Consider the following 22,306-nt stretch of genomic DNA (forward strand, 5'->3'; position numbering starts at 1 on the left):
GTTCGAAGCTGAACGGTTGCTTGTCCGCAACGAAGCTGGGGACGGCGGAGGCAAAGTCAATCGCGGCTGCGCCGTTCATTTTCGATTCAGCGACGAACAGCGCTTTTCTGCGCAGCGATGCATCGCAGAAGGCGATCGAGCGCGAGTAGGGGGCGTATAATGTTGACCATGGTGGCGATGATTGCGGTGCTTGCAGGAGCGCCGGCGGCCGACGCGGAATGCGCGGCGATCGCGAAGCAGCTTTCCGCGCCGGCGTGCGAAGTCGTCCCCAACGGCATCGTGCTCGCCCGCGAACCGGCGGAAGCGAAGCGGCTGGCCGCCCTTGCCAGGCAAGGCGAGCGGCGTTTTGCCGCTCACTTCGGGATGGCACCGCCGCGCTACGCGATTGCGCAAGGGTTCGAACGGCCCGCGCTCGATGCGCTGAAGGCGGCGGGTTTTCGGCAGACGCTGCCGTTCCCCACCGCGGAGCAATTCGAGGCCGGGGCGATCGCCTCGGTCACTCGCGCGGCCGAAACGCAGGCGAAAGCCGCGGGATTGGATGCCGCGACGATCGCGTCGGTGACCGCGAGCGCGACCGCGCAGTGGCGCGAAAAGAACAGTGTCGCGGTGCGTCATGCGCGCGAGGCGGGCGCGGTGCCGCACGAGCTTGGCCACCTGTGGCTGATCGAGCAGTATTTCCCGACCACCGCAGGTGACCGACCAAGCCACTATGGCGGCGCGGGCCCCGACTGGCTCGACGAGACCGCCGGAATCCTGATGGAAGACGAGGTGATGGCGAACCAGCGCCGTGCCTCGTTCCGCAAGATCGTCGGCGGCGATGCGGAGGCCAGCGCCTTGCTCGGCGTCACCCGCGACAAGATCCTCGACCTCTCGGGCTTCCTGAAGGCCGACCATCCGATGAAGAGCGTGCAAGAAATCCTGCGCGCGCAGGGGGTTGTTCCAACCGGCGGGGTCAATGTCCTGACCGGCGACGAGGCGCGAGCGGCGTCGCGCGGCGCGATCGTCTTCTACCTGCAGTCGCGGATGTTCGCGGACTATCTGGTCGCCAGGACGAGAAATCCGGCGGTGTTCCAGTCGATCGCGGCGTCGCTGTCGAAGGGGCAAACGATGGACGAGTGGTTGGCGCAGGACGGGCGCCGGATGGGCCTGAAGCCATCCGTGCAGCTGTTGTCGGACGATTTCCGCCAGTGGGCGACAGCCACTCCAGCCGTCGCCTGACCTTATTTGTCGGACTTGCCGATGATGCGACCGGTGGCGGCATCGACGTCGACCCAGATGACGCGACCCTGATCCATGAATTTCAGCCGATAGTTGCGGCCGCGGAATTCGGGACCGAGGTAATCGGCGCCGTTCATGTGCGGCATCACCCGGCGCTCGATCTGCGGAAGCGGCATCGAGCGGCCTTCGCGAGTCGCGCGGAAGGCGCGATCCTGGTCGCGGACGCGCTGGCCCTGCGCCATTTCCGCCGACGCGCCCATCGTGGGCAAGACGAAGGCAGGCGACATGGCGAACGACGGCGAGGCCATCGCGGCAGCGCATAGGGCGATCAGAAGGGTACGCGACTTGGTCATCAATCTCACTTTCGATGCCCGTCCTAAAGCCAATCCATTGAACGACTTATGAATGTGCCGGTCGTCGGCAGTTCAGCATCGCGCGCCGGGGCGGCAAAGGGTGTTCGTGACGCCGATGCTACGCTAGGGCGCGCGCCATGGCACCCCCTATCCTGTCGTTCGAAGATCTGGGCCTCGTTCAAGGCGAAGGCTGGCTGTTTCGCCATCTCGACATCCATGTCGGGCCGCGCGACCGGCTGGCGCTGATCGGACGCAATGGCGCGGGCAAGACGACACTGCTGAAGTGCCTGGCCGGGCGGATCGACACCGACGAGGGGCTTCGCAAGATCGTGCCGGGTACGCGCGTCGTGCTGTTGGAGCAGGACCCGGACATGAGCGCGCATGCGACGCTTGAGGATTGGGTGCTGTCGGGCGAGGGCGCTCCGCAGGCGCACGAGGCGGCGGCGATCGCGGACCAGATCGGGATCGACCTCAGCCGCGACGTCGCGACCGCAAGCGGCGGAGAGCGGCGGCGCGCGGCGATCGCGCGCGCGCTGGCGCAGGATCCCGATGTGTTGCTGCTCGACGAGCCGACCAACCACCTCGACCTTGGCGCGATCGACTGGCTGGAAGACTGGCTGACCCGCTTCAAGGGCGCGTTCATCGCGATCAGCCACGACCGCACCTTCCTGTCGCGGCTGACCAAGAGTTGCCTGTGGCTCGACCGCGGCGGCGTGCGCCGCGCCGAGATCGGCTTCGGCGGCTTCGATGCGTGGACCGAGCGCGTGTATGAAGAAGAAGAGCGCGCGGCCGACAAGCTGGACGCCAAGCTCAAGCTGGAATTGCACTGGCTGCAGCGGGGCGTGACCGCGCGGCGGCGGCGCAACCAGGGTCGCCTCGCCAAGCTGCACGAGATGCGCGCGCAACGGGCATCGATGCTTGGGCCGCCGGGCGCGGCCAAGCTCGGGCTTGCTCGCGACGAGGTTAAGACCAAGACGGTGATCGACGCGGAAGGCGTGGCGAAGAGCTTCGGCGAGCGCCCGATCATCAAGGACTTTTCGCTGCGGATCCAGCGCGGCGACCGGATCGGACTGGTCGGCGCGAACGGCGCGGGCAAGACGACGCTGCTCAAGCTGCTGACCGGCGAACTCAAGCCCGACGCGGGCAAGATCGTTCAGGCGAAGACGCTGTCGGGAATCGTCATCGACCAGCAGCGCAAACTGATGGAGCCGCAACGCAAGGTCCGCGACGTATTGGCCGAAGGCGGCGACTGGATCGACGTCCGGGGCACGAAGAAGCACATCAAGGGCTATCTGAAGGAATATCTGTTCGATCCGTCGCTGACCGAGGCGCCGATCGGGACGCTGTCGGGCGGAGAGCGGTCGCGGTTGCTGCTGGCCCGCGAATTCGCGCGGGCGTCGAACCTGCTTGTGCTCGACGAGCCGACCAACGACCTCGACCTCGAAACGCTCGACCTTCTTCAGGAAGTGATCGCCGACTATGACGGCACGGTGCTGATCGTCAGCCATGATCGCGACTTTCTCGACAAGACGGTGACGGTGACGCTCGGCCTCGACGGGTCGGGCAAGGTCGATATCGTCGCGGGCGGATATGAGGACTGGGTTCGTCAGCGCGGCGAGCGCAGCGCGGCGCGCGAAAAGGCCAAGCCGAAGCGGGTCGAGGAAGCGGCCCGGCCGGCACCGGCGAAGAAGTTGTCGTTCAAGGACCAGCGCGATCTTGACCGCCTGCCGGGCGAAGTCGAGCGGATCGAGGGCGAGATTGCCGCGGCCGAGGCCGCGATCGCCGATCCCGACCTGTTCATGAAGGACAATAAGCGGTTCGCGGCGCTGAGCGCGAAGATCGACCAGCTGCGCGAAGAGCGCGACGCGGCCGAACTGCGCTGGCTGGAAGTCGCCGAAATGGCCGAGCAGCTGGGCCGCTAGGCGCCGACCATCCGCTGGTAAAGGGCGAGATAGTCGTCGGCCATTCGCTCGACGCTGAAGCGCCGCGCAACGGCATCACGGCAGGCTCGACGATCGATTTCGCCCAGGCGATCGATCGCGGCGACAGCTTCGTCGAGCGTGTCGACGAGGAAGCCGGTAACGCCATGCTCGATCAGTTCGGGCATCGATCCGCGATTGTAGGCGATGACCGGGGTGCCGCACGCCATCGCCTCGATCACCGACAGCCCGAAGGGCTCGTCGAAGCCAATCAGGTGGAGGAGGCCGCGCGCTTTCCCGAGGGCGTCGAGGCGTTCCTGCCCGCCGACCACCCCGCGATAGTCGACGCCTTCGCCGTCGACGAACGGCTCGACTTCACGCTGGTGATAGCCTTCGTCCTGCACCAGGCCGTAGAGGATCAGGCATCGGTCTGCGGCCTTGGCGGCGCGGATCGCTTCGCCCGCGCCCTTGTCGGGGTGGATCCGGCCGAAGAAGAGCAGATCGTCGCTGCCGTCGGAATCGAACGGAAAGTCGTCGAGCGGAATGCCGTGGTGGATCGTCGCGGCATAAGTCAGCGATGCCGCGCGGTCGGTATCGCTGATCGAGACATAGGCGACGCGGTCGTCATATTCCTCATAAACCGGGAGAATGCGATCGGAGCCGAAGCCGTGGATGGTAGTGACCATCGGCGTGTCGACAAGCCGAGAAAAGCCAAGCGGCGGGAAATCGGCCTGGTTGTGGATGACGTCGAAGTCGGCCGCGCGCTCGAACGCATGGGCGAAGTGCAACGTCTCCCACACCTTGGCGTCGAGGCCTTCGCCTTCGGAATAGCCATGCGGCGCCTTGCCATCGAGCTTGGCCGCCGTGATCGAGTCGAGCGTCGCGAACAGGGTGACATCGACGCCGCGCTTCACCAATGCCTCGGTCAGCAGGCTGGTGACGAGTTCCCACGGCCCATAGGCGCGCGGCGGGGTGCGCCAGGAAATCGACGAGATCATCGCCACGCGAAGCGTCATTCGGAAGAGGCCATGTCGATGATCATTCCTTCATTGGGGCGCAGGGTGCCGGGCGCTGCATCGGCGCCGAGGGTGGAGAGCAGGACTGTGCCGACGGCATCGAACGACTGCGGCTGCCCGCCGAAGTTGAGCGCGATCCGCAGGTGGCGGTCCGCGTGATGCCTGTCGTAGACCAGCAGGTCGCCCTCGCAATCCACCAGTTGCCAGTCTCCAAGCGATAGTGCGCGATGCGCTCGCCTGAGGGCCAGCAGGTCGTGGTAGAGCCAGAGCATCGACGACTTGTCCGCAGCTTGCGTTTCGACGTTTCGCGTCGACCAGTCGTCGTTGAGCGGGAGCCACGGATCGCCGCTGCTGAACCCTGCATTGGGTTCGTCGCCGCTCCACGGCATCGGCGTCCGCGAGCGGTCGCGACCGAGGCCAAGGCCGGGTTCGCGAAGTTCGCGCGGATCGCGCACCTTATCGGGCGCGATCGTCACTTCGCCAATGCCGAGCTCGTCGCCCTGATAAAGCGTCGGGGTCCCGCGCAACGTCAGCAGCAGCATTGCCGCAACCCGCGCCTGCGGCTCGCCGATCCGCGCCGCGATGCGCGCGGCGTCGTGACTGCCGAACACCCAGTTGGGCCAGCCGCCCCGGGGAAGGGCAGCTTCATAATCGGTAATCAGCCTGCCGACCGTCTCCGCGTCCCACGGATTTTCGATCAGCGCGAAGTTGAACGGAAGGTGGACCTCTGGGGACTGCGGCGTGCCGTACCAGACGCACAGGCGATCGTTGGGAAGGAAGATTTCGCCGACCAGCAACCGATCGCCATACTCGTCGGCAAGGCGGCGCATGTCGGCGGCGATGGCATGGGCTTCGGGCTGGTCGGTCGAGTGGCGCTGAAGCAGCAGGTCGCGCTGGCCCAGCCCCTCGTGCCAGTCGGGGTTGGCCGGATTGTCGGGGAAACCCTCAGCCTTCACGATGTGCCACAGCACGTCGATCCGAAAGCCGTCGACCCCGCGATCGAACCAGAAGCGCATCGCGTCGAACATCGCGTCGCGGACGTCCGGGTTGCGCCAGTTGAGGTCGGGCTGCTCCTCCAAAAAGGCATGAAGATAATATTCGCCCGATCCCTCGTCCCACTCCCACGACGAACCGCCGAAGTCGCTGATCCAATTGTTGGGCGGGCCACCGTCGGCAGCGGGCGGCGCCCAGATGTACCAGTCGCGCTTGGCGCTTTGCTTGGACGACCGGCTCTCGACGAACCAGGGGTGGCGGTCGCTGCTGTGGTTGGGCACGAAATCGAGCAACAGCTTCAGGCCGCGCGCGTGGACCGCTTCCCGAAGCCGATCGAAATCCTCGATCGTCCCGAACATCGGCTCGACACCGACATAATCGGCCACGTCGTAACCAAAGTCGGCCATCGGCGAGGGGAAAATCGGCGACAGCCAAATGGCATCGACGCCTAGCGAAGCGACATGGTCCAGCCGCTGCTCGATCCCCTTCAGATCGCCAATCCCGTCGCCATCGCTGTCCTGAAACGAACGCGGATAGATTTGATAGATGACGCCCGATTCCCACCACGGCCTGTCGGCAGGCAGATCGAGCGGGTCGGGGAGTGGGGCGGGCATGCCTGATCGAACCCCCGCCGAAGCAAGCAAGTTCCGGATCGCCGCCTAGCGCCGGGGCCTGGGGGTCAGCCGGCGAAAGCGATCGATTTCGCACGACGCGCCGACTCGCGATCGAATGACCTCTCGGTCGGCGCAGATGCGGTGGTCTTCGGGCTGAAGGTAAAAGCCGCCGTAAAAGTCGATCGCGGGGCACTCGTCGTCAAGCTCGGCGCGCACCCGGCTGCGGTCGCGAAAGACGAAATCGATCGATGAGGGGCCCGACAGGACCGATCCGGCGAGGCGGTCGATCGCGATGCACTTCGGCCCCTTGTGCTCTTTCCACTCGATCCGGGGGTTTAGCCGCGGCCGGACGGGCACGCGCACGATGATCTCGTCGCGGATGACGATCCGGCGGACCACCTGCGGGTCGGTGGCCTCGATCGACAGGCCGAACAATGCGGGGAACAGCCCCGTCAGGGCGAAAAGGATCATGCAGGTGCAACCATTGCGCGGCCCACTGCTAGCGGCAAGCCTTGAATGGGCGATGAATTGAAGGCGATCGCGAAGGCCCGCAGAAGGCTTGCGCTCCCTAGCGACGCTCTTTAGATGCGGGGCGCTATTTCGTAGGCGCGGTCGGCGGCCCGATCACCTTGCCGCCCCTCATCAACCTGGAGAACCTTCCCATGGCGAGCCAAGCGCCGAGCACCTTGCCCCTGTTGTATAACGACCTGCAGCCGCTCAATCGCAACGTCCATGGGGCGTTCCGGGTGCGTAGCGTCAACGGCATCGAACGCGTGGCGCACACGCATGCCATCCCGATCACGGTCGACGAGTTCGCGCTGGCGCAGCGTCACTACCCGATCGTCTTCTCGGCGGGCGACAATCCGGTTCCTTTGGCGCTGATGGGCCTGCACGAAGGCACCAACACCTTTTTCAAGGCCGATGGCACGCTGGTCGACAACACCGTCTACGTGCCAGCCTATCTGCGCCGCTTCCCGTTCGTGCTCGCGCGCCTGCAGGAAGACAGTGACGAACTGTCGCTGTGCTTCGATCCGACCGCCGATGCGGTGGGCGAATTCGAGGAGGGCGAAGCGCTGTTTAACGGCGACGAGCCGACCGACGCGACCAAGGCGATCCTGCAGTTCTGTGAGCAGTTCGAGCAGGCCGGGCAGCGCACCCAAGCGTTCATGACCGAATTGATGGGCTCCAAGCTGTTGATGGAAGGCGAAGTCGCCATCCAGCCCGAAGGCGTCGAACAGCCCGCCATCTATCGCGGTTTTCAGATGATCGACGAAGAGAAGTTCCGTGAACTTCGCGGCGACGAGCTTCGCAAGCTCAACCAGAACGGCGGCCTTCCGCTGATCATGGCGCACCTCTTCTCGCTGTCGGTGATCCGCGAGATTTTCGCGCGCCAGGTGCAGCAGGGCACCGGTCCGGCCAACATCCCGCAGCGGGCTCCCGCCGAAGCGTGATCTTTATTCGACGAGGCGTTCAGCCTCGTCATTGAAACGGCGCGGCCGATCCCCATCTCGGAGGTCTGCCGCGCCGTTCTTGTCTGTGCCCCCCTTCAGCAAGACTCGGCGTAGCACGCACCGCAAGGTGCGTTCCTCCCTGTACCTTCGGCCATCCCGGCATAACCGGGGTGGCCGTTTTTTATTCGGCGGCCTGCGCGTACGGCATGTCCTGCAAGGCCAGTGACGCATCGGTCGCCACGCGCTCGATCAGCCGCGATACCCGATCGAAACCGGATGAGGGTTGGCGGCCATCGGCCTGCAGGTATAGCGCACGGCTGATTTCCAGCTGGATCGCGTGGATGCTCTCGGCGGGTCGGCCGTGGCGGGCGGCGATTGCTCCGCCAGCGTAGGGGGCGTTGTAGGCGACGCGAAAGCCCAGGTCGCGCGCGGAGAACGCGACTTGGTCGCGCACCCAGCCCGCCGCAGTTGTCCCGTGCCGATCGCCGATGACGACGTCTGCTACGCCGCTCGATGGCGGCATCGAATGACAGTCGAGAAGCAGCGCCGAGCCATGGTCGATGACCAAGCGGTCCAGACCGGCTTCAATCGCCCGGTGGTAAGGGAGATGCACGCCAGCGATCCGCCGCTCGAGTTCCTCCCGATCGATTCGACGACGCCACAGTGCCCCATCGCGGCGCGTGCGGGCGGGGATCAAGCCAATTCCGGCGCGCGCCCGCGCTCCGATCGCTTGCGACCCGATCCCTTCGATCGCGCCAGGGTCGAGTTCCTCTTCGCCGCGATTGCAGTCGATTACCGCACGCGGCACCTGCTGGATCACGGCCCCGAACCCCGCCGCGATCGCGCGCCAGGCGAGCCGATCGACCAGCGGATCCTCAAGCGTCTCGAGCGATCGGCGACCGCGCGCGGCGTTCGCCAGCAGTTTCGCGTCATATTCACGCCCGGCGTGAGGTACCGATAGCAGCACCGGACTACTTCGACGCACGGGATGGAGGAGCGGCGGTGGATAAATTGTCATGGCAAGGTCCGGATCGCTGCCCGTGCCATTCGTGGACGTTGCGGCAAGATCCTCATCCTAAGCGCTGGAAAATATTTACGGTTACGCGCATAGAGTCGACATCATGATCCGAATTCTCCTTGCCGAAGACGATAGCTCGATGCGCGAATATCTCCAGCGCGCGTTGCAGCGCGTCGGATATGAGGTGGAGGCAGTCGGCTGCGGCACCGAGGCCGTGCCGCTGCTCGAAGCCGGCAAGTACGACCTGCTGCTGACCGACATCGTCATGCCGGAAATGGACGGGATCGAGCTCGCCCAGAAGGCCAGTACGATCGATCCCGCGATCCGGGTGATGTTCATCACCGGCTTTGCCGCCGTGGCGCTCCAGGGCGGCCGCGCGGCGCCGGAAGCGAAGCTTCTGTCGAAGCCGTTCCACCTGAAGGACCTCGTCGCCGAGGTCGATCGCCTGTTCCAGACCGAGGACCAGCACGGACGCCTGTAGGCGAAGTGCTTTAAGGCCTTGCGGCCATGCGAAACCCCCCTTAAAGGCCCGCATCAGAGTGGGCGTGTAGCTCAGTGGTAGAGCACTGTGTTGACATCGCAGGGGTCGCAAGTTCAATCCTTGCCACGCCCACCATATTCTCCCTTTCACGCTCCACCGAGATGACCGCATAGTCTCTTGGCGCGTCCGCGGATCTGAGGAACGTCGCCCCTTGCCGTCGGTTGTCCCGCTTGTCTCACCGATGCGGTGCGGCGGGTCAGTGGGGGGCCGGATCTTGAGAAATCTAGTTCTTTGCGTGTCGAGCATGCTGGTGTTGTCGGCCTGCGCGGCGCCTTCCGCGCGCATCTCGACCAGCCTTCAGCGTTACGGCCTGGACGCCGCGCGGGCTGACTGTGTCGGGGGACGATTGCAGGCGGACCTGTCGATCGGGCAGTTGCAGCAGCTTGGCCGCGCCGCCGCTGCCTATCGACAGGGCGATACGAACCCAGCCGCATTGACGACCGGTGACCTCGTGCGCGTCGCCGGCGAGATCGAGGATCCCACCGTCGCGGTCGCCGTCGGAAAGGCTGCGCTGGGCTGCGGAGTGCTTTTCTAAAGCCCTCAGCGCGGCTTGACGAAGCGCAGTGTCATTCGATCGCTTTCGCCGATCGCGGCGTAGCGAGCGCGATCCTTGTCGCCGAGGCGGTAAGTCGGGGGCAGGGTCCACACGCCCTCAGGATGATCGGCGGTATCGCGCGGGTTTGCGTTGAGCTCGGTCGATGCGACGAGGCGGAAGCCGGCGCCTTCGGCAAGGCGGCGCACGGTCGAGGTCTTGACGTATCCGCTCTTCATCTGGCGCGCGTCGTCTGCGGTTTCGGGGAGGCGGTGTTCGACGACGCCGAGCGTGCCGCCGGGCTTCAGCATCGCATACATCTGCTGGAAAGCGGCTTGGTCGAACGGCTCTTTGCCCATCATCCAGTTGTGGACGTTACGGAAGGTCAGCACGACGTCGGCGCTTCCCGGCGTAACCGGTGTCCCGCCGGCGGCGAGGATCGGGAAGTTCGCGGTGCGGACGCCGCCATAGACGGCGGGTTGCGCGGCGATGAGCTTGCGCACGCCGGTCAGGCTGCGGTCGGGCGCCGCTGCAATGTAGGTGCCGCCGCCCTGGGCGAGATAGGGGGCGAGAATTTCGGTGTACCAGCCGCCACCGGGCCAGATCTCGACGACGGTGTCGCTCGGCCGGACGCCGAAGAAGGCCAGCGTTTCGACCGGATGGCGGTAGGCGTCGCGGGCAAGGTTGGCCGGGGTTCGCGTCGGCGCTGCGGCGGCAGCGCGAAGCGACACAAGGTTGTCCGCGCTGGGAGCGGGCGTCGAGGCGCAGGCGGCAAGCGACAGGGTGCAGGCGAGGGCGAGGGAGAAGCGGGTGCGCATCATGGTCCTTCCGAATGGGAGGCCATGAGGATGAACGCGAATGGCGGCGCTAGGCAACCGCCATTCGCATGGCAGTTTTAGAGGCAAGCCTCGAGATACGGCTGGTCGAAGCCATATTGCTTCGCCTTCTCAAGGCTGTAGGGGCGCAGGCCCATCGCGCGATATTCGCCGACGATTTTTCCATCTGCGGTCTCGTCGAGATATTCGAACTTGAACAGTTCCTGCGTGACGATGACTTCGCCTTCCATCCCGATGACCTCGGTAATGTTGGTGGTGCGGCGCGAACCGTCGCGGAGACGCTTCACCTGGACGATGAGATCGACCGAATCCGCGATCTGGCGGCTGATGGCTTCCTTCGGAATCTTGATGTCGCCCATCATGACCATGTTCTCCATACGGGCCAGGCATTCACGCGGGCTGTTGGAGTGGAGCGTAGCCATTGAGCCATCGTGGCCGGTGTTCATCGCCGCCAGGAGATCGAAACACTCTTGGCCACGAATTTCGCCCAGGATGATGCGATCGGGGCGCATACGAAGCGCGTTGATGACGAGGTCGCGAATGGTGATCGCACCCTGGCCTTCAAGGTTCGGCGGGCGCGTTTCGAGCGGGAGCCAGTGCGGCTGCTGCAGGCGAAGTTCGGCCGCGTCCTCAATGGTGATGACGCGTTCGCCCGGGTCGATCATCTTCGACAGGGCGTTGAGCATGGTGGTCTTGCCCGAGCCGGTACCGCCCGAGATGACGATGTTCATCCGGCTGGCGCCAGCGATCTTAAGGCAGGTCGCCATTTTTTCCGACATCGACCCGAAGCCGCGCATCATGTCGAGCGTGATCGGCTTTTCGGAGAATTTACGAATCGAGATGGCGGTGCCGCGAAGCGACAGCGGCGGGATGATGACGTTGACGCGGCTGCCGTCCTGAAGGCGGGCGTCGGCCAGCGGCGTGGTCTGGTCGACGCGGCGGCCGACCTTGTTGACGATGCGTTGCGCGATCTGGAACAGATGCTCTTCGTCGCGGAACTGGATCTGGGCGAGCTGAAGCTTGCCTTTCTTTTCGATGAAGGTCTGGTCGGGGCCGTTGACCATGATGTCGCTGATCGACGGATCGGCGAGCAGTTCCTCGAGCGGTCCGAGGCCGAGCAGTTCGTCGACCAGCACCTTTTCCAGCGCGAACTGCTCGCGGCGGTTGAGCGTGATCTTCAGCTCGGCAAGCACTTCGCCGATGATCGGACGGAATTCCTCGGCCAGTTCGTCCTTGTTGAGCGTGGCCGCGGCTTCCGGGTCGACGCGTTCAAGCAGGCGCGGGAGCACCTGTTCTTTGATCCGGTGGACGGCGGCCTCGAACCCTTCGGTCTTCGACGACGCGGCCTCGCCGCTGCCGTTCTGGCGCGTGTTGAGGCGATCCATCGCACCCGCCGACGAGGCGAACGCGGGGGCGGGCTCATCGCTCGGCGGAAGCGCTTCGGGCTCGACCTCTGGGAATTGATCGCCGCCACTGGCGCCGCCCTTCATCGGACGAGCGACACCGAAGCTGGGCCGCTGCCCAGCGCCGCTCAAGCCATTGCGTTTCCCGAATGCGTTCATGACCAGTGGTCCCCGGTGGTTATGCGGACAATTGGCATGGTGAATAATCGGCAAACTTTTAGAAAAGACTAACTTGGGCACTCAGCGTGGATGAATCGAAAGCGGGCCCGCGATCGCATGAGCGACGGCGGACCGATGGATATGTATCTGATGCCACCGCGCGATCGCGGCGTGGGAGAGCCGAAGGGCTAAGCAGCGCTCTCGGCGAGGATGGTCAGGCCGTTGTCGCCGACCTCGGCGAAACCGCCCGACACGGCGATCGTGTCGAACGATCCGCCGGCGGTCTTGTAGACCTTCAACTCGCCGTCCTTCAGCGTGGTCATGAAGGGCGCGTGCCCGGCCATGACGCCGAAATCGCCTTCGACGCCGGGAACGACCACCATGTGGACGTCGTCCGAACGGACCAGCTTTTCCGGAGTGACGAGTTCGAAGTGAAGGTCGGCCATATTCTAACTCCCCCCTCCCGCGGACGGGAGGGGCAGGGGAAGGGCTTGTTCGTCGATCGACGGGAGCGCGCCCAGACAGGCCCCCGTCGGGCCCCCTCCCGCGAGCGAGAGGGGAAGCCGATTACGCCTCGTTGGCCATCTTTTCGGCCTTGGCGACCGCTTCTTCGATGCCGCCAACCATGTAGAAGGCGCTTTCCGGCAGGTGATCATACTGGCCTTCGACAACCGCCTTGAACGAAGCGACGGTGTCTTCAACCTGGACGAACTTGCCCGGAATGCCGGTGAACACTTCGGCGACGTGGAACGGCTGCGACAGGAAGCGCTGGATCTTGCGAGCGCGGCTCACGACCAGCTTATCTTCTTCCGACAGCTCGTCCATGCCGAGGATCGCGATGATGTCCTGAAGAGACTTGTACTTCTGCAGCGTCTCCTGGACGCGGCGGGCGACGTCGTAATGCTCCTGGCCGACGACCGCGGCGGTGAGCACGCGGCTGACCGAGTCGAGCGGATCGACCGCCGGGTAGATGCCCAGCTCCGAAATCGCGCGGCTCAGCGTCGTGGTGGCGTCCAAGTGGGCGAACGACGCGGCCGGGGCCGGATCGGTGAGATCGTCGGCGGGCACGTAAATCGCCTGCACCGAGGTGATCGAGCCCTTGTTGGTCGAGGTGATGCGCTCCTGAAGCTGGCCCATGTCGGTCGACAGGGTCGGCTGATAGCCCACCGCCGACGGGATACGGCCGAGCAGCGCCGACACTTCCGAGCCCGCCTGCGTGAAGCGGAAAATGTTGTCGACGAAGAACAGGACGTCCTGGCCTTCCTGGTCGCGGAAATATTCCGCCTGCGTCAGGCCTGACAGGGCGACGCGGGCGCGCGCTCCCGGCGGCTCGTTCATCTGGCCGAACACCAGCGCGACCTTCGACCCTTCGGGGGTCGGGTTGCCGTCGGCGTCCTTGGCGATCACGCCCGCGTCGAGGAATTCGTGGTAGAGATCGTTGCCTTCGCGGGTGCGCTCACCGACGCCGGCGAACACCGACACGCCGCCGTGGCCCTTGGCGATATTGTTGATCAGTTCCTGAATGAGCACGGTCTTGCCGACACCGGCGCCGCCGAACAGGCCGATTTTACCGCCCTTGGCGTAGGGCGCGAGGAGATCGATGACCTTAATGCCGGTGACCAGGATCGACGCTTCGGTCGACTGGTCGACGAAGGCCGGGGCCTCGGCGTGGATGTTGGCGGTCATGTCGCTGCCGATGGGGCCACGCTCGTCGATCGGCTCACCGATGACGTTCATGATGCGGCCGAGCGTCTTAGGGCCAACGGGAACGCGAATCTGGCTACCGGTCGCGGTGACGCGCTGGCCGCGGGTCAGGCCCTCGGTCGCATCCATCGCGATGGTGCGGACGATGTTTTCGCCAAGATGCTGGGCGACTTCGAGGACCAGGCGGTTGCCGTTGTTGTCGGTTTCCAGCGCGGCGAGGATCGGCGGAAGCTCGCCCTCGAACGCGACGTCGACGACGGCGCCGATGACCTGCGCGACCGAGCCGACGAGGTTGCCGCTCGTGGTCGGGGTGGTGTCGGCCGTGGTGGCCTTGGGCTTGGCGGGGGCGGCGGTGGCCATGGTCGGTTTCCTCAGCTTGCGTGCGGGTTAGAGCGCTTCGGCGCCCGAAATGATTTCGACGAGTTCGGTGGTGATCGCTGCCTGGCGCTGGCGGTTGTACTTGATCGACAGCTTGTTGATCATGTCGCCGGCGTTCCGCGTGGCATTGTCCATCGCGGTCATCTGGCTGCCGTAGAAGCCGGCGGCATTCTCGAGCAGCGCGCGGTAGATCTGGATCGCGACGTTCTTAGGCAGAAGCTCGGCGAGGATCGCTTCCTCGTCGGGCTCATACTCGATCGCGGCCGAGGCGACGTTGCCCTTGGTCTCGGCAACCTTAGACGGGACGACCGGAATGATCTGGTCGACCTTGGGCTCTTGCACCAGCACCGACTTGAATTCGCTGTACGCGAGGTGCGCGACGTCGAACTGACCGCCGATGAAGCGGTCGCTGATGTCCTTGGCGATCGCCTGCGCGTCGGCGTAGCCTGGCGCCTTCATTCCGCTGGTGTCGTGATCGGCAACGATGCTCTTGGGATAAGAGCGCGCGATCACCGGGCGACCCTTGCGACCGACGATGTAGAACAGGACCTTCTTGCCCTGCGCTTCAAGCTCCTGCGCCTTGCGGCGCGCGGCGCGGACGATGTTGGTATTGAAGGCGCCCGCGAGGCCGCGATCGCCGGTGGCGAGCACGATCAGGTGGGTTTCGTCCTTGCCGGTGCCCGCGATCAGCTTCGGCGACTGCGGACCGACGGTGACCCGGCTGGCCAGCGAGGAGACGACGTCCGACAAACGGGTCGCGTAGGGGCGACCCGCTTCGGCGTTCGACTGCGCGCGACGAAGCTTCGCCGCAGCGACCATCTTCATCGCCTTGGTGATCTTCTGCGTCGACTTCACCGAGCCGATGCGAAGCTTCAGTGCCTTGAGGCTGGCCATCGGGCGCTACCGTTCCTTCTTACGCGAACTGCTTGCCGAAGGCGGTCAGCGCGTCCTTCAGCTTGGCAGCGGTGTCGTCGTCGAGTGCCTTGGTGTCACGGATCGACTTGAGGACGTCGGCGTGATCCGACCGAAGGTAGGACAACATCGCCTGCTCGTAGCGGGTGACGTCCTTGGTCTCGACGGCGTCCACGAAGCCCTGCGTACCGGCGTAGATCGACGCGACCTGCTCTTCGATCGGCATCGGCGCATATTGCGCCTGCTTGAGCAGCTCGGTCAGGCGGGCGCCGCGAGCGAGAAGCTTCTGCGTCGAGGCGTCGAGGTCCGAACCGAACTGCGCGAAGGCAGCCATTTCGCGATACTGCGCCAGCTCCAGCTTGATCGAGCCGGCGACCTTCTTCATCGCCTTGGTCTGCGCAGCGGAGCCGACGCGGCTGACCGACAGGCCGACGTTGATGGCCGGACGGATGCCCTGGTAGAACAGGTCGGTCTCGAGGAAGATCTGGCCGTCGGTGATCGAGATCACGTTGGTCGGAATGTAGGCCGACACGTCGCCTGCCTGCGTCTCGATGATCGGCAGCGCGGTCAGCGAGCCATTGCCATTGTCGTCGTTCATCTTCGCCGCGCGCTCGAGGAGGCGTGAGTGAAGATAGAAGACGTCGCCCGGATAGGCTTCGCGGCCCGGCGGACGGCGCAGCAGCAGCGACATCTGGCGATAGGCGACGGCCTGCTTCGACAGATCGTCATAGACGATGACGGCGTGCATGCCGTTGTCGCGGAAATATTCGCCCATCGCGCAACCGGTGTAGGGCGCGAGAAACTGCAGCGGAGCCGGCTCCGACGCGGTCGCGGCGACGACGATCGAATATTCCATCGCGCCATTTTCTTCGAGCGCGCGGACGATCTGGGCGACGGTCGAGCGCTTCTGCCCGATCGCGACGTAGATGCAGTAGAGCTTCTGGCTCTCGTCATCGCCCGCGTTGGCCGCCTTCTGATTGATGAAGGTGTCGAGCGCGACGGCGGTCTTGCCGGTCTGACGATCGCCGATGATCAGCTCGCGCTGGCCACGGCCGACGGGAACGAGCGCGTCGAGCGCCTTGAGGCCGGTCTGCACCGGTTCGTGCACCGACTTGCGCGGGATGATGCCCGGCGCCTTCACTTCGACGCGGCTGCGCTTCTCGGCGACGATCGGGCCCTTGCCGTCGATCGGGTTGCCGAGCGCGTCGACGACGCGGCCGAGCAGGCCCTTGCCGACGGGAACGTCGACGATGGTGCCGGTACGCTTGGCGGTCGAACCCTCGGTGATGCCGGTGTCCGACCCGAAGATGACGACGCCGACGTTGTCGGCTTCGAGGTTGAGCGCCATGCCCTTCACGCCATTGGCGAATTCGACCATCTCACCGGCCTGGACATTGTCGAGGCCGTGGATGCGGGCGATGCCGTCACCGACCGACAGCACGCTGCCGACTTCGGAAACCTGCGCGTCGGCGTCGAAGTTCGCGATCTGGTCGCGAATGACGCGGGAAATTTCAGCGGCGCGGATATCCATGAATCAGCCTTTCATCGCATGCGCGAGGGTGTTGAGTTTGGTACGGATGGATGCATCGATCATCTGGCTTCCAAGCCGGACGACGATGCCTCCCAAAATGGCGGGATCGACCTTGGCATCGATCGCGACGTCGCGACCGACACGGGCCTTCAGATTGGCCATGAGCTCCGCGATCTGGCGATCGTCGAGCGGGTGGGCCGAGGTGACTTCGGCGGTCGTCTCGCCGCGATGGCCCGAGGCCAGCGTGCGGAAGGCGCGAATCACGTTCTTGAGTTCGCTCAAGCGACCATTGTCGGCCAGCACGCCAAGGAAGTTGGCGGTGACCGGGTCCAGCTGAAGCGACGGAACAAGCGCGCGGACCGCCTTCGAGGCGTCGCCGCGACTGACCAGCGGGCTGGTCGTCAGCGCGCGGAAGTCGGCCGATTCGCGGGTCGCTTCCTCGATCGAATCGAGGCTGCGGGTGACCGCGTCGATCTTCTGCTCGTCACGGGCGAGGCCGAACAGAGCGGTCGCGTAGCGTCCCGCTAAGCTGGCTTGAATGCCGCCGGATGTCTCCACGCGCTGTCAGCTCCAGACAAAGAAATTTGCACCATGCGATTAGCGGGGCACAGCGGAAAACCGCGCGCCCCCATGGGTTGGCGCGCCCCTAGCAAGAGGTACGCAGCGATGCAAGGCGAGTCGTTGGCGCCTAGTCCAGTCGGCGCGTGTAAAAGGTCGTGAAGTCGGTCGGCCGATAATCGGCGAAGGGTCCGCAAACCGCGAACCCGTCCCGCAGGTAGAGCCGGTTGGCCGCGTCGAACAAGGGAGAGTTGCCGGTTTCGAGGCTGAGGCGCGCCATCCCCATCTCCTTCGCGGTGGCGACGAGGTGGGCAAGCATCGCCGAGCCCACGCCGCGGCCCAGGGCATCGGCGGCGGTCCGCATCGACTTGATTTCGCCGTGGCCCGGCTCGATCGACCGAAGCGCGCCGACCCCGAGCAATCGCCGCTCTTCCCGCAGGCTGAAGAAGCGGATCGTGGGCGACCGCAGCGAATCGAGGTCGAGCACGTGGCAGGCGCTGGGCGGCGATCCGCCGCGCATCTCGGTGAAGTGAAGCGCCAGCAGCGCCGCCACGTCGTCGCGGTCCAGTTCGCCTTCGTGAAACGACCAGTTTTGACCGCAAGCCACGGGATGCATGCCCGGTTCGTCCATCCTATACCTGCTCCATGACCAAGCCCGTCGCCCTTGACCCCAACCACTGCTGGACAGCCTTCGAAGCGCGGGACCGCGCTCTCGACGGCCAGTTCGTCGGCGCGGTCCGGACGACCGGCATCTATTGCAAGCCGAGCTGCCCCGCGCGCCACCCCAAACGCGAGCATGTCGAATTTTTCACTGCGCCGGATGAGGCGCGCGCCGCCGGCTATCGCGCCTGTCTCCGCTGCCGGCCCGACGAGGTGGGGAGGGACCGCGAGGCGGTGGCGAGCGCCGTCCGTACGCTCGAGGCGGCCGAGGAAGCGCCGCGCCTCGCCGACCTCGCGGCGAGCGTGGGTTACGCGCCGCATCATTTCCAGCGGCTCTTCACCCGCGACATGGGGGTCTCACCCGCCGCCTACTGGCGAGCGCTCCGGGCCCGCCGGGCGCAACATCATCTTTCGGAGGACAAGCCCGTGACCGACGCGATCTACGATTCCGGATATGCCGCGCCGAGCCGCTTTTACGCCGACGCCAAGGAGCGGCTGGGCATGACTCCGTCCGCGTGGCGGGATGGCGGTCGTGGCGAGACTATACGCTTTGCCACGCTCGACACGCCGCTGGGGCCGATGCTGGTGGCGGCGACGAGGACGGGGATTTGCCGCTTGTCCTTCGAAGAAGACGAGACCGCGCTTCGCCTGCGCTTTCCGAACGCCACGATCGCGCCAGCCGATGCGGAGATGGCCTCGCTGATTTCGGGGGTGCTGACGGCGGTCGAAACGCCATCCGCCATGCCCGACCTGCCGATCGACGTCCGCGGGACGGCGTTCCAGGAAGCGGTATGGCGGGAGCTTCGCAAGATTCCGGTGGGCGAGACTCGAAGTTATGCCGACATCGCCGCCGCGGTCGGACAGCCCGGCGCAGTCCGCGCGGTGGGAACCGCGAACGGCGCCAATCCGGTCGCGATCCTCGTCCCGTGCCATCGGGTAATTCGATCGGACGGTTCGCTCGGCGGTTATGCGGGTGGTCTCGACCGGAAGCGCAAGTTGCTGGCTGGCGAGGGCGTGCGGCTTAACCAGCCAACACTCGACCTCTAGGCCGATCGGCGATAGCGTCGGACAATGAGGGATCGTCCGCAACCTGCCTCGGCCTGGCCGCGCTTTGCCTCGCGCGGACTGGAGCGGATGTGGGGCATTGGCCTGTCCTCACGGCCCGAGATCGATCCCGACGCGATCGTCGCGGCAGCCGTTCGACGCGAGGGACGCGAGCCCACCGAAGGATGCTGGCGCGACCGGTTGTCGATCCTGTGCCGCTCGATCAACGAGGAAGCGGCGCTCAACTCGCTCGGCCGGACGATCGCGTATGCCCAGTTGGTGAAGCTGGTGGCGGCGCGGATTCGCGCCGAGCGCTGGTTTGCACTCAACCCCGAAATCCGAAACCGGCCGCTTGCACCGCCCGTGATCATCGTCGGCCAGATGCGATCGGGGACGACGCGCATCCATCGCCTGCTTGCCTGTGATCCGCACTTCGCAACCAACCGCTTGTTCGAACAGTTCGATCCCGTCCCTTATCCGCAAAAAGTGCTGGGCGTGGATCGGCGGCGTCCAGCCGCTGCAGCGGTAAGCCTGGCGTTTCGCCTGTTCGAACCCGGCCTGTCGGCGATCCATCCCAGCTCCGCTGACGCGGTCGAGGAAGAATTCGGGCTTCATGCCTATTCCTTCTGGGGCCCGATGTTCGAGGGACAGTGGCGCGTCCCGTCCTTCGTCGATCATGTCGAACGGGCCGACCCCGCGCCAATCTATCGCGAGTTTGCCGACCTGCTTCGCCTGACCGGCTGGGCGCGCGGCGACGATCCAACGCGCCCGTGGCTGCTCAAGGCGCCGCAGTTCAGCCAGGAGCTGGGTGCCTTGATCGCGGCTTTCCCTGACGCGCGGATCGTCAACCTGTGCCGCCCGGCCGCTGACGTGGTCGCGTCGGGGGCGAGCCTGATCTGGCATCATGCGCGAGTTCAGTCGGACGCAGTCACCCGTCACGACATCGGCAATGAAGTGCTACGCAAGACCCGCCTTCGCGAAGACCGTCTTTCGGCGGCGCTGAGGACCTGCGACGTGGCGAAGCGTGTCGACCTGCATTTCGACGATGTCTCTCGTGACTGGCGACAGGCGATCCGCTCGATCTATCGGACCTTCAATCGCTCGCTGAGCGCCGACGTCGAGCGGCGAATGGAAGCTTTCGTCGCTCGTTCGACGGAGCATTTGGGGCATCGCTACTCGCTTGAAGACTTTGGTCTCGACCGCGCCTCGATCACCTCGGCCTTCACGCCGCGGCAGGTTTCGCCAGAGCTGACTTGAGCCGCGCCGTTTGATCGCGCGGATTTGTCGAGCCTAGAGGAAGCTGTAGGGGTCGACGTCGACCGCGACGCGGACCTTCGCGCTCCATTCGACGCCGCCGAGCCAGTCGCGGATGACGTCCTGTACGTCGAGCTTGCGGGCGGCGTGGACCAGCAGGCGCTGGCGGTGGCGGCCGCGCAGCATGGCGAGCGGTGCGGGGGCAGGGCCGAACACCGCCATTTGGTCGACCGTCGGGGCGGCGGCGGCGATTCGGCGGGCGACCGCCTCGGATTCCTCGCGGTCCTCGGACGACACGACGATGGCGGCGAGCCGGCCGAAGGGTGGCATGGCGGCATCACGCCGCGCCTCGGTCTCGGCGGCGTAGAAACCGGCGACGTCGCCCGACACCAGCGCCTCGATCACCGGCGCGCCGGGATCGTGAGTCTGGACCAGCACGCGTCCGGGCTTGTCGCCGCGGCCGGCGCGGCCCGCGACCTGCTGAATCTGCTGGAAACTGCGCTCGGCGGCGCGAAGGTCACCGCCTTGAAGGCCGAGGTCAGCATCCACGACGCCCACAAGCGTCAGGTTGGGGAAGTGGTAGCCCTTGGTAATCAATTGGGTGCCGACGACGATGTCGATCTCGCGCGCATCCATCGACCGGACGAACTCCGCGGCACGGGCGGGCGACCAGATCGTGTCCGAGGTGACGATGGCAGTTCGTGCATCTGGGAAGAGAGCCGCCACTTCGTCGGCGATGCGCTCGACGCCGGGCCCACACGCAACCAAGCTATCTTCGTCGCCGCACTCGGGGCACAGCCGCGGCGGGGGCATGACGTGACCGCAATGGTGGCAGGCCAGTCGATGCATCAGCCGATGCTCGACCATCCACGCAGTGCAATTCGGGCATTGGAAGCGGTGGCCGCACGTCCGGCACAGCGTCAGCGGGGCGAAGCCGCGGCGATTGAGGAAGAGCAAGGACTGCTCGCCGGACGCAAGGTTGGCTTCGAGCTCGGCAACGAGGCTCGGCGCCAGCCAACGGCCGCGCGGCGGCGGGTCCTGGGTCAGGTCGATCGCCGCGATGCTGGGCATCGTCGCGCCGGCGTGGCGCTCGCTCAACTGCACTTCGCGGTAACGGCCGATCTCGACCATGTGGCGAGTCTCGATCGCCGGGGTGGCCGAAGCGAGGATGACCGGAATCTGCTCGAAATGCCCGCGCATCACCGCGACGTCGCGGGCGTGATATTGGACGCCTTCCTCCTGCTTGAAGCTAGGCTCGTGCGCCTCGTCGACGACGATCAGGCCAAGGTTCGCGTAGGGCAGGAATAAAGCAGACCGCGCGCCGACCGTCACCCGGGCCTCTCCCGCGGCGATCGATCGCCAAGCGCGCCGTCGTTGCGAGGAGCGAAGGTCTGAATGCCACGCGACCGGCTCGCAGCCGAAGCGTGCAGTGAACCGCGTCAGAAACGGCTCGGTCAGCGCGATTTCTGGTAGCAGGACGAGCATCTGCTTGCCCTGTCGAAGCGCCTCCGCGATCGCCTCGAAATAGACTTCGGTCTTGCCAGATCCGGTGACGCCATCAAGCAGCACCGGGTCGAACCCCTGGCCGATCGCGGCGGTCAGGCTGTCGGCCGCCTCGCGCTGTTCACCACGGAGCGTAGGCGGTGCGAAGTCCGGGTCGGGTTCGGGGAAAGGCGCGTCGCCGTCGACTTCGACCCGTTCGAGCGCGCCGACGTTAACCAGCCCGCGCATCACCGCGTCGCTGACTTCGGCATGTGCGGCCAGTTCGCGGATCGTACCCTGCCGGCCTTCGATCTTCGACAGTGCCTGTTCGCGTTGCGGAGTCAGCCGCGCGGGCACGTCACCCGTCAGCCGATATTCGGTCATCGTCCGTGGACCGGCCAGCGCGGACGAGGACGGCAACACCATCCTCAGCACGCTTGCCAGCGGGGAGAGATAATAGTCGGCGGTCCACTCGGCGAGGCGGCGGAGCGGGGCGGCGATGGGCGGGACATCGACCAGACCGGCGAGCGGCCTCAACCGATTGTCGCCCACTTCTTCGGTCGGAAGCCGATCGGCATCCCACGCGACCCCGATCAGCTGGCGCGGGCCGAGCGGGGCCACGACGACGCTGCCCGGCACGACCTCCAGCCCGTCGGGGACGCGATAGTCGAGCGGTCCGAGCGCGGCGTTGAGGGTCACGACTCTGGTGCGGGGAAGCGGCATCGCCCTC

At 65.7% G+C, this 22,306-nt stretch carries 21 protein-coding genes and 1 tRNA gene; 8 read left to right on the forward strand and 14 right to left on the reverse strand.

Annotated features, from left to right (window positions below; genetic code table 11):
* The first annotated feature begins 159 nt into the window (after positions 1 to 159).
* Positions 160 to 1,218 (forward strand): hypothetical protein, encoded by a 1,059-nt coding sequence (locus tag SH584_RS10785; protein WP_324807000.1) that lies wholly within the window; start codon positions 160 to 162, stop codon positions 1,216 to 1,218.
* A gap of 2 nt (positions 1,219 to 1,220) precedes the next feature.
* Here SH584_RS10785 and SH584_RS10790 read toward each other — a convergent pair whose 3' ends face one another.
* Positions 1,221 to 1,571, reverse strand: a complete 351-nt coding sequence (locus tag SH584_RS10790) for a hypothetical protein (protein WP_324807002.1) — start codon at positions 1,569 to 1,571, stop codon at positions 1,221 to 1,223.
* A gap of 137 nt (positions 1,572 to 1,708) precedes the next feature.
* On the opposite strand from SH584_RS10790, the gene SH584_RS10795 reads away from it, so the two are divergent.
* Positions 1,709 to 3,493 (forward strand): ABC-F family ATP-binding cassette domain-containing protein, encoded by a 1,785-nt coding sequence (locus SH584_RS10795; RefSeq protein ID WP_324807004.1) that lies wholly within the window; start codon positions 1,709 to 1,711, stop codon positions 3,491 to 3,493.
* On the opposite strand, the gene SH584_RS10800 is transcribed toward SH584_RS10795, so the two are convergent.
* The 3 genes from SH584_RS10800 to SH584_RS10810 are packed head-to-tail and all read right to left on the reverse strand — an operon-like array spanning position 3,490 to position 6,584.
* On the reverse strand, positions 3,490 to 4,506 hold the full coding sequence (locus tag SH584_RS10800) for a glycosyltransferase family 4 protein (RefSeq protein ID WP_324807006.1): 1,017 nt from the start codon (positions 4,504 to 4,506) through the stop codon (positions 3,490 to 3,492). The two genes, SH584_RS10795 and SH584_RS10800, sit on opposite strands and share 4 nt — an antisense overlap.
* Positions 4,503 to 6,113 (reverse strand): alpha-amylase family glycosyl hydrolase, encoded by a 1,611-nt coding sequence (locus SH584_RS10805; protein ID WP_324807008.1) that lies wholly within the window; start codon positions 6,111 to 6,113, stop codon positions 4,503 to 4,505. The genes SH584_RS10800 and SH584_RS10805 overlap by 4 nt, the downstream gene beginning before the upstream one ends.
* A 45-nt stretch (positions 6,114 to 6,158) precedes the next feature.
* Positions 6,159 to 6,584: a hypothetical protein gene (locus tag SH584_RS10810; RefSeq protein WP_324807010.1), complete on the reverse strand. Its 426-nt coding sequence runs from the start codon at positions 6,582 to 6,584 to the stop codon at positions 6,159 to 6,161.
* A 191-nt stretch (positions 6,585 to 6,775) separates the two neighbouring features.
* Between SH584_RS10810 and SH584_RS10815 the strand changes: the two genes are divergently transcribed.
* On the forward strand, positions 6,776 to 7,564 hold the full coding sequence (locus tag SH584_RS10815) for a SapC family protein (protein WP_324807012.1): 789 nt from the start codon (positions 6,776 to 6,778) through the stop codon (positions 7,562 to 7,564).
* Positions 7,565 to 7,745: 181 nt separating this feature from the next.
* Here SH584_RS10815 and SH584_RS10820 read toward each other — a convergent pair whose 3' ends face one another.
* Positions 7,746 to 8,582: an N-formylglutamate amidohydrolase gene (locus SH584_RS10820; protein WP_324807014.1), complete on the reverse strand. Its 837-nt coding sequence runs from the start codon at positions 8,580 to 8,582 to the stop codon at positions 7,746 to 7,748.
* Positions 8,583 to 8,685: 103 nt separating this feature from the next.
* Between SH584_RS10820 and cpdR the strand changes: the two genes are divergently transcribed.
* The 3 genes from cpdR to SH584_RS10835 all read left to right on the forward strand — a co-directional run bounded on the left by cpdR (position 8,686) and on the right by SH584_RS10835 (position 9,658).
* A complete protein-coding gene (gene cpdR, locus SH584_RS10825) occupies positions 8,686 to 9,063 on the forward strand; it encodes a cell cycle two-component system response regulator CpdR (RefSeq protein WP_322841138.1) in 378 nt (125 codons plus the stop codon).
* 60 nt (positions 9,064 to 9,123) lie between these two features.
* Positions 9,124 to 9,198: transfer RNA gene (locus SH584_RS10830), tRNA-Val, on the forward strand.
* 169 nt (positions 9,199 to 9,367) lie between these two features.
* Complete coding sequence (locus SH584_RS10835) at positions 9,368 to 9,658, forward strand: hypothetical protein (protein WP_324807016.1); 291 nt, start codon at positions 9,368 to 9,370, stop codon at positions 9,656 to 9,658.
* Positions 9,659 to 9,663: 5 nt separating this feature from the next.
* On the opposite strand, the gene SH584_RS10840 is transcribed toward SH584_RS10835, so the two are convergent.
* From SH584_RS10840 to SH584_RS10875, 8 genes are all read right to left on the reverse strand, one after another.
* Positions 9,664 to 10,476: a class I SAM-dependent methyltransferase gene (locus SH584_RS10840; RefSeq protein WP_324807018.1), complete on the reverse strand. Its 813-nt coding sequence runs from the start codon at positions 10,474 to 10,476 to the stop codon at positions 9,664 to 9,666.
* 74 nt (positions 10,477 to 10,550) lie between these two features.
* Positions 10,551 to 12,053: a TadA family conjugal transfer-associated ATPase gene (locus SH584_RS10845; RefSeq protein ID WP_322841083.1), complete on the reverse strand. Its 1,503-nt coding sequence runs from the start codon at positions 12,051 to 12,053 to the stop codon at positions 10,551 to 10,553.
* Between the two features lie 188 nt (positions 12,054 to 12,241).
* Complete coding sequence (locus SH584_RS10850) at positions 12,242 to 12,499, reverse strand: ATP synthase F1 subunit epsilon (protein WP_324807022.1); 258 nt, start codon at positions 12,497 to 12,499, stop codon at positions 12,242 to 12,244.
* Between the two features lie 121 nt (positions 12,500 to 12,620).
* Positions 12,621 to 14,117, reverse strand: coding sequence for a F0F1 ATP synthase subunit beta (atpD, locus tag SH584_RS10855; RefSeq protein WP_324807024.1), 1,497 nt, complete (start codon positions 14,115 to 14,117; stop codon positions 12,621 to 12,623).
* Between the two features lie 27 nt (positions 14,118 to 14,144).
* Positions 14,145 to 15,029: a F0F1 ATP synthase subunit gamma gene (locus tag SH584_RS10860; RefSeq protein ID WP_324807026.1), complete on the reverse strand. Its 885-nt coding sequence runs from the start codon at positions 15,027 to 15,029 to the stop codon at positions 14,145 to 14,147.
* A 19-nt stretch (positions 15,030 to 15,048) separates the two neighbouring features.
* Entirely contained in the window at positions 15,049 to 16,578 is a 1,530-nt protein-coding gene (gene atpA / locus SH584_RS10865; protein ID WP_324807028.1) for a F0F1 ATP synthase subunit alpha, read from the reverse strand.
* Positions 16,579 to 16,581: 3 nt separating this feature from the next.
* Positions 16,582 to 17,136 carry a F0F1 ATP synthase subunit delta gene (locus SH584_RS10870; RefSeq protein WP_324807030.1) on the reverse strand — a complete coding sequence of 185 codons (555 nt, stop codon included), beginning with the start codon at positions 17,134 to 17,136 and terminating at the stop codon, positions 16,582 to 16,584.
* 130 nt (positions 17,137 to 17,266) lie between these two features.
* A complete protein-coding gene (locus SH584_RS10875; RefSeq protein WP_324807032.1) occupies positions 17,267 to 17,767 on the reverse strand; it encodes a GNAT family N-acetyltransferase in 501 nt (166 codons plus the stop codon).
* 14 nt (positions 17,768 to 17,781) lie between these two features.
* Between SH584_RS10875 and SH584_RS10880 the strand changes: the two genes are divergently transcribed.
* Positions 17,782 to 18,843 carry a bifunctional transcriptional activator/DNA repair enzyme AdaA gene (locus tag SH584_RS10880; RefSeq protein WP_324807033.1) on the forward strand — a complete coding sequence of 354 codons (1,062 nt, stop codon included), beginning with the start codon at positions 17,782 to 17,784 and terminating at the stop codon, positions 18,841 to 18,843.
* 24 nt (positions 18,844 to 18,867) lie between these two features.
* Positions 18,868 to 20,097, forward strand: coding sequence for a sulfotransferase family protein (locus SH584_RS10885; protein ID WP_324807034.1), 1,230 nt, complete (start codon positions 18,868 to 18,870; stop codon positions 20,095 to 20,097).
* A gap of 33 nt (positions 20,098 to 20,130) precedes the next feature.
* Here the strand turns inward: SH584_RS10885 and SH584_RS10890 are convergent, their stop codons facing one another.
* Entirely contained in the window at positions 20,131 to 22,299 is a 2,169-nt protein-coding gene (locus tag SH584_RS10890) for a primosomal protein N' (protein ID WP_324807036.1), read from the reverse strand.
* Positions 22,300 to 22,306: the final 7 nt, after the last annotated feature.

Origin of the sequence: Sphingomonas sp. LY29 (genome assembly GCF_035593985.1) — a bacterium.
Lineage (GTDB): Bacteria > Pseudomonadota > Alphaproteobacteria > Sphingomonadales > Sphingomonadaceae > Sphingomicrobium.

Coding starts and splice junctions, on each gene's coding strand:
- SH584_RS10785 (WP_324807000.1), top strand. CDS start 160: ATGTTGACCATGGTGGCGATGATTGCGGTGCTTGCAGGAGCGCCGGCG.
- atpD (WP_324807024.1), bottom strand. CDS start 14,117: ATGGCCACCGCCGCCCCCGCCAAGCCCAAGGCCACCACGGCCGACACC.
- SH584_RS10795 (WP_324807004.1), top strand. CDS start 1,709: ATGGCACCCCCTATCCTGTCGTTCGAAGATCTGGGCCTCGTTCAAGGC.
- SH584_RS10815 (WP_324807012.1), top strand. CDS start 6,776: ATGGCGAGCCAAGCGCCGAGCACCTTGCCCCTGTTGTATAACGACCTG.
- atpA (WP_324807028.1), bottom strand. CDS start 16,578: ATGGATATCCGCGCCGCTGAAATTTCCCGCGTCATTCGCGACCAGATC.
- SH584_RS10805 (WP_324807008.1), bottom strand. CDS start 6,113: ATGCCCGCCCCACTCCCCGACCCGCTCGATCTGCCTGCCGACAGGCCG.
- SH584_RS10880 (WP_324807033.1), top strand. CDS start 17,782: ATGACCAAGCCCGTCGCCCTTGACCCCAACCACTGCTGGACAGCCTTC.
- SH584_RS10850 (WP_324807022.1), bottom strand. CDS start 12,499: ATGGCCGACCTTCACTTCGAACTCGTCACTCCGGAAAAGCTGGTCCGT.
- SH584_RS10820 (WP_324807014.1), bottom strand. CDS start 8,582: ATGACAATTTATCCACCGCCGCTCCTCCATCCCGTGCGTCGAAGTAGT.
- SH584_RS10875 (WP_324807032.1), bottom strand. CDS start 17,767: ATGGACGAACCGGGCATGCATCCCGTGGCTTGCGGTCAAAACTGGTCG.
- SH584_RS10790 (WP_324807002.1), bottom strand. CDS start 1,571: ATGACCAAGTCGCGTACCCTTCTGATCGCCCTATGCGCTGCCGCGATG.
- SH584_RS10840 (WP_324807018.1), bottom strand. CDS start 10,476: ATGATGCGCACCCGCTTCTCCCTCGCCCTCGCCTGCACCCTGTCGCTT.
- SH584_RS10835 (WP_324807016.1), top strand. CDS start 9,368: ATGCTGGTGTTGTCGGCCTGCGCGGCGCCTTCCGCGCGCATCTCGACC.
- SH584_RS10800 (WP_324807006.1), bottom strand. CDS start 4,506: ATGACGCTTCGCGTGGCGATGATCTCGTCGATTTCCTGGCGCACCCCG.
- SH584_RS10885 (WP_324807034.1), top strand. CDS start 18,868: ATGAGGGATCGTCCGCAACCTGCCTCGGCCTGGCCGCGCTTTGCCTCG.
- SH584_RS10860 (WP_324807026.1), bottom strand. CDS start 15,029: ATGGCCAGCCTCAAGGCACTGAAGCTTCGCATCGGCTCGGTGAAGTCG.
- cpdR (WP_322841138.1), top strand. CDS start 8,686: ATGATCCGAATTCTCCTTGCCGAAGACGATAGCTCGATGCGCGAATAT.
- SH584_RS10890 (WP_324807036.1), bottom strand. CDS start 22,299: ATGCCGCTTCCCCGCACCAGAGTCGTGACCCTCAACGCCGCGCTCGGA.
- SH584_RS10810 (WP_324807010.1), bottom strand. CDS start 6,584: ATGATCCTTTTCGCCCTGACGGGGCTGTTCCCCGCATTGTTCGGCCTG.
- SH584_RS10845 (WP_322841083.1), bottom strand. CDS start 12,053: ATGAACGCATTCGGGAAACGCAATGGCTTGAGCGGCGCTGGGCAGCGG.